4 protein-coding genes, 2 tRNA genes and 1 pseudogene are annotated in these 3,810 nt (G+C 56.8%); all 7 read right to left on the reverse strand.

The window, feature by feature from the left end; genetic code table 11:
• On the reverse strand, positions 1 to 1,254 hold a 1,254-nt coding region (nusA, locus tag OQK_RS07060; protein ID WP_016771755.1), incomplete at its 3' end, for a transcription termination factor NusA.
• A gap of 47 nt (positions 1,255 to 1,301) precedes the next feature.
• The gene (gene rimP / locus OQK_RS07065) at positions 1,302 to 1,760 is read right to left on the reverse strand and encodes a ribosome maturation factor RimP (RefSeq protein WP_007973115.1); all 459 of its coding nucleotides are present in this window, start codon (positions 1,758 to 1,760) and stop codon (positions 1,302 to 1,304) included.
• A 139-nt stretch (positions 1,761 to 1,899) separates the two neighbouring features.
• Positions 1,900 to 1,976, reverse strand: a tRNA-Met gene (locus OQK_RS07070).
• A 97-nt stretch (positions 1,977 to 2,073) separates the two neighbouring features.
• Positions 2,074 to 2,159, reverse strand: a tRNA-Leu gene (locus OQK_RS07075).
• A gap of 22 nt (positions 2,160 to 2,181) precedes the next feature.
• Positions 2,182 to 2,565 carry a preprotein translocase subunit SecG gene (secG, locus tag OQK_RS07080; RefSeq protein WP_016771756.1) on the reverse strand — a complete coding sequence of 128 codons (384 nt, stop codon included), beginning with the start codon at positions 2,563 to 2,565 and terminating at the stop codon, positions 2,182 to 2,184.
• A gap of 4 nt (positions 2,566 to 2,569) precedes the next feature.
• Positions 2,570 to 3,325 carry a triose-phosphate isomerase gene (gene tpiA, locus OQK_RS07085; protein WP_016771757.1) on the reverse strand — a complete coding sequence of 252 codons (756 nt, stop codon included), beginning with the start codon at positions 3,323 to 3,325 and terminating at the stop codon, positions 2,570 to 2,572.
• Positions 3,326 to 3,390: 65 nt separating this feature from the next.
• Positions 3,391 to 3,810, reverse strand: a pseudogene (gene glmM / locus OQK_RS07090) (phosphoglucosamine mutase); the annotation flags it as partial.

Here is a 3,810-nt window from a genome sequence, read left to right on the forward strand (position 1 = left end):
GGTCAACAAGCGATCCTTGGCGCGAGCACGAAGCTCGTTGACGATGTCCTCGTCAAAGCCGTCGATGTTGAGCATTTCCTCCACCGGTACGTAGGCAATCTCTTCCAGGCTGGTGAAGCCTTCATCTACCAGCACCTGAGCCAGTTCTTCGTCGACTTCCAGCTCGTCGATGAAGTTGCGCAGGATGTCGCCGGTTTCTGCTTGCTGCTTAGCCTGGATGTCCGATTCGGTCATCACGTTCAGGGTCCAGCCAGTCAACTGGCTGGCCAGACGCACGTTCTGACCACCGCGACCGATGGCCTGAGCCAGATTGTCTGCGCCAACGGCGATGTCCATGGCATGGGCATCTTCGTCAACGATAATTGCCGCAACCTCGGCCGGGGACATGGCGTTGATCACGAACTGGGCCGGGTTGTCGTCCCACAGCACGATATCAACACGCTCACCGCCCAACTCACCCGATACCGCCTGGACGCGCGAACCGCGCATACCGATGCAGGCACCTTGCGGGTCGATGCGCTTGTCCTTGGAGCGGACGGCGATCTTGGCACGCGAACCCGGATCACGGGAGGCGGCCATGACCTCGATGAGGCCTTCGGCGATTTCCGGCACTTCGATACGGAACAGCTCGATCAGCATTTCCGGCGCGGTACGCGACAGGATCAGCTGCGGGCCGCGGTTCTCGGTGCGGATTTCCTTGAGCAGCGCACGCAGACGCACGCCGACACGGAAGGTTTCGCGAGAAATGATGTCTTCACGGGCCAGCAATGCTTCAGCATTGTTGCCCAGATCGACGATCACGTTGTCGCGGGTAACTTTTTTCACGGTGCCGGAGATGATTTCTCCCAGGCGCTCGCGATAGGCGTCGACCACTTGAGCGCGCTCGGCTTCGCGAACTTTCTGCACGATGACCTGCTTGGCAGTCTGTGCAGCGATGCGGCCGAACTCGATGGATTCGATTTTCTCTTCGACGACGTCACCAACCTTGGCGCCAGGGTGCGTTTCGGCAACCTTGCTTGGCCAGGTCTCGATGGCCGGATCGTCGAGATCATTCTCTTCGACGACCGTCCACCGACGGAAGGTTTCGTAGGAACCGGTGTGGCGGTTGATTTCCACACGCAGGTCCACTTCGTCTTCAAAACGCTTTTTGGTAGCAGTGGCCAGAGCCAACTCCAGCGCTTCAAAAATTACGCTTGCCGGTACACCCTTTTCATTGGATACCGACTCAACAACCAGCAGTACTTCTTTGCTCATCGTACGCCTCGCCTTTCGCAAGCCATTGGATCCGCGGGATCCGCGTCTCAGTCAAAACTGGGAATAATGTTGGCCTTGTCGATCATATCGATCGGCAACAGGAACTCGTGGTCTTCTACCTGCACCACGACGTCCTGCTCTTCTACACCGCGCAGAAGGCCCTGAAAATTGCGTCGACCTTCGAAAGGCGAGCGCAGCTTGATCTTCACTTGTTCACCGGCAAATTTGGCAAACTGCTCAAGAGTGAACAGCGGGCGCTCCATGCCAGGCGAGGAAACTTCAAGGGTGTATTCAACGGAGATAGGATCTTCAACATCCAGTACACCGCTGATCTGACGGCTGACAATGGCGCAATCGTCCACCAGCACGCCACCCTCTTTATCGATATAAACGCGCAACATCGAGTGACGACCCTGAGCCGAAAACTCGATACCCCAGCATTCATAGCCCAGGGCCACGACCACCGGGGCCAGCAAGGCCTGCAACTCTTCTAGCTTGCTCGACACCTGAACCCCCTAGTGCATGATATGTGCATGCTTTGCAAAATAAAAAAATGGGCATAACGCCCATCCTTGAAACGCCGTCGAACAGCGGCGTTGAAAGTATCCAGCTAACAAAAAGCCCCTTAAAAGGGGCTCCTTAAACTGGTTGCGGGGGCCGGATTTGAACCGACGACCTTCGGGTTATGAGCCCGACGAGCTACCAGACTGCTCCACCCCGCGACAAAGCTGGGGCGGAAGTATACGACCGATCCCTTTTAGGGTCAATGTAACCTTCCACCTGCAAGAAAGCCCGCAACAGCGGGCTCTCCTGACTAATTGGTACCGAGAAGGGGACTCGAACCCCTACACCCTATGGGCACAACCACCTCAAGGTTGCGTGTCTACCAATTCCACCACCTCGGCAATACTACGTTTGGAACTCTTCTTACTTCTGCTCTTGAGCTGGAGGCACGTCAGTCGCTGGAGTAGCCGACTTTTGCTCTTGAAGCACCGGGACATCATCAGAAGCCGGTTGTTGCTTAGGTACTTCCAACACTGCTGGATCTGGAAGACCTGCTTGAGTCAGCTGATGAGCTTTCTCTTTAGCAAAGTAACCTAACCCCAAGCTGGTTATGAAGAAACCGGCGGCAAGTATAGCAGTAAACTTACTAAGAAAGGTAGAGGAACCTTGGCTTCCGAACACAGTATTTGAAGCACCTGCTCCGAAAGACGCGCCAGCGTCCGCACCCTTACCCTGCTGCAGCAAAACCAGAGCAACTACGCCCAATGCACCCAGCAGATGAAAAACGACTACGACTGTTTCCAGCATTTTTTCAGTTTCCCGCGGCGCGACAGATCGCACCGAACTCATCTGCATTCAGGGAAGCTCCACCAATGAGCCCCCCATCGATATCCGGCATGCCGAACAGTTCGACCGCATTGGCCGCCTTCACGCTGCCGCCGTATAGAAGCCGCACACCTCGTGCGACTTCAGAATTCTCTGCCGCCAACTGCTCGCGAATGGCTTTATGCACATCCTGAGCCTGTTGCGGCGTTGCAGTCAGCCCGGTACCAATGGCCCAGACCGGCTCGTATGCAATCACTGCCTTGGCAAAGGCACCGACACCCAGCTCCTCGATGATGCTGCCCAGCTGACGCCCGACAACCTCAAGAGTTTTTCCGGCTTCGCGCTGCTCGAGGGTTTCCCCTACACACAACACCGGAATCAAGCCACATGCCTGTGCCGCTGCGAACTTGCGATTCAGCATCCCGTCTCGCTCGCCCATAATCTGACGGCGTTCGGAGTGCCCGACAAGCACCAGGGAACAACCTGCATCCACCAGTTGGCTGGGAGCAATCTCACCAGTCAACGCACCTTGCATGGCTTCCACCGCAGAATTCTGCGCGCCGATCGAAATCGACTTGCCTTTCAAGCCATCAATCACTTGATTGATATACAAGCAAGGCGGGAACACCGCGACATCAACACCGCTTGGCAAGGCCAGATGACGAAGGCCGTTGATCAGCTCAGCGACGCTGGCGCGGGTACCGTGCATCTTCCAGTTACCAGCTACCATAGGGCGACGCATGCTGTACCTCGTCGGTCAAAGTGGGCGCAGATGTTACCCAACACAATCATGGCTTGCAAGCCGTATCAGGCAGAAACTTCGGTTACCAGTTTTGCCAGCTCTTCGGCATAGCCGCGAACCTGGTTTTCGTCCTCGCCTTCGACCATTACGCGCACCAGAGGCTCTGTGCCGGACTTGCGCAGAAGCACGCGACCGCGCCCCGCCATCGCCTGAGTGACACGGGCACTGGCTTCCTTGACAGCCGGATGCTCCAGCGGGCTTTCACCGCCGCCAAAGCGAACGTTGATCAGCACCTGAGGGCACTTGCGCAAAGCCTGCCGCGTTTGCGCCAGACCTTCGTTGCGAGATTTCAGAGCCATCAACACCTGCAGAGCCGCGATGATCGCATCGCCCGTGGTGGTGTGGTTGAAGCAGACCACATGCCCGGAGTTTTCCCCGCCTACGAGCCAGTTGCGCTCTTGCAGTTCGGCAATCACGTAGCGGTC

Origin of the sequence: Pseudomonas sp. R62 (assembly GCF_000257605.1) — a bacterium.
Lineage (GTDB): Bacteria > Pseudomonadota > Gammaproteobacteria > Pseudomonadales > Pseudomonadaceae > Aquipseudomonas > Aquipseudomonas atacamensis.

Coding starts and splice junctions, on each gene's coding strand:
- secG (WP_016771756.1), bottom strand. CDS start 2,565: ATGCTGGAAACAGTCGTAGTCGTTTTTCATCTGCTGGGTGCATTGGGC.
- tpiA (WP_016771757.1), bottom strand. CDS start 3,325: ATGCGTCGCCCTATGGTAGCTGGTAACTGGAAGATGCACGGTACCCGC.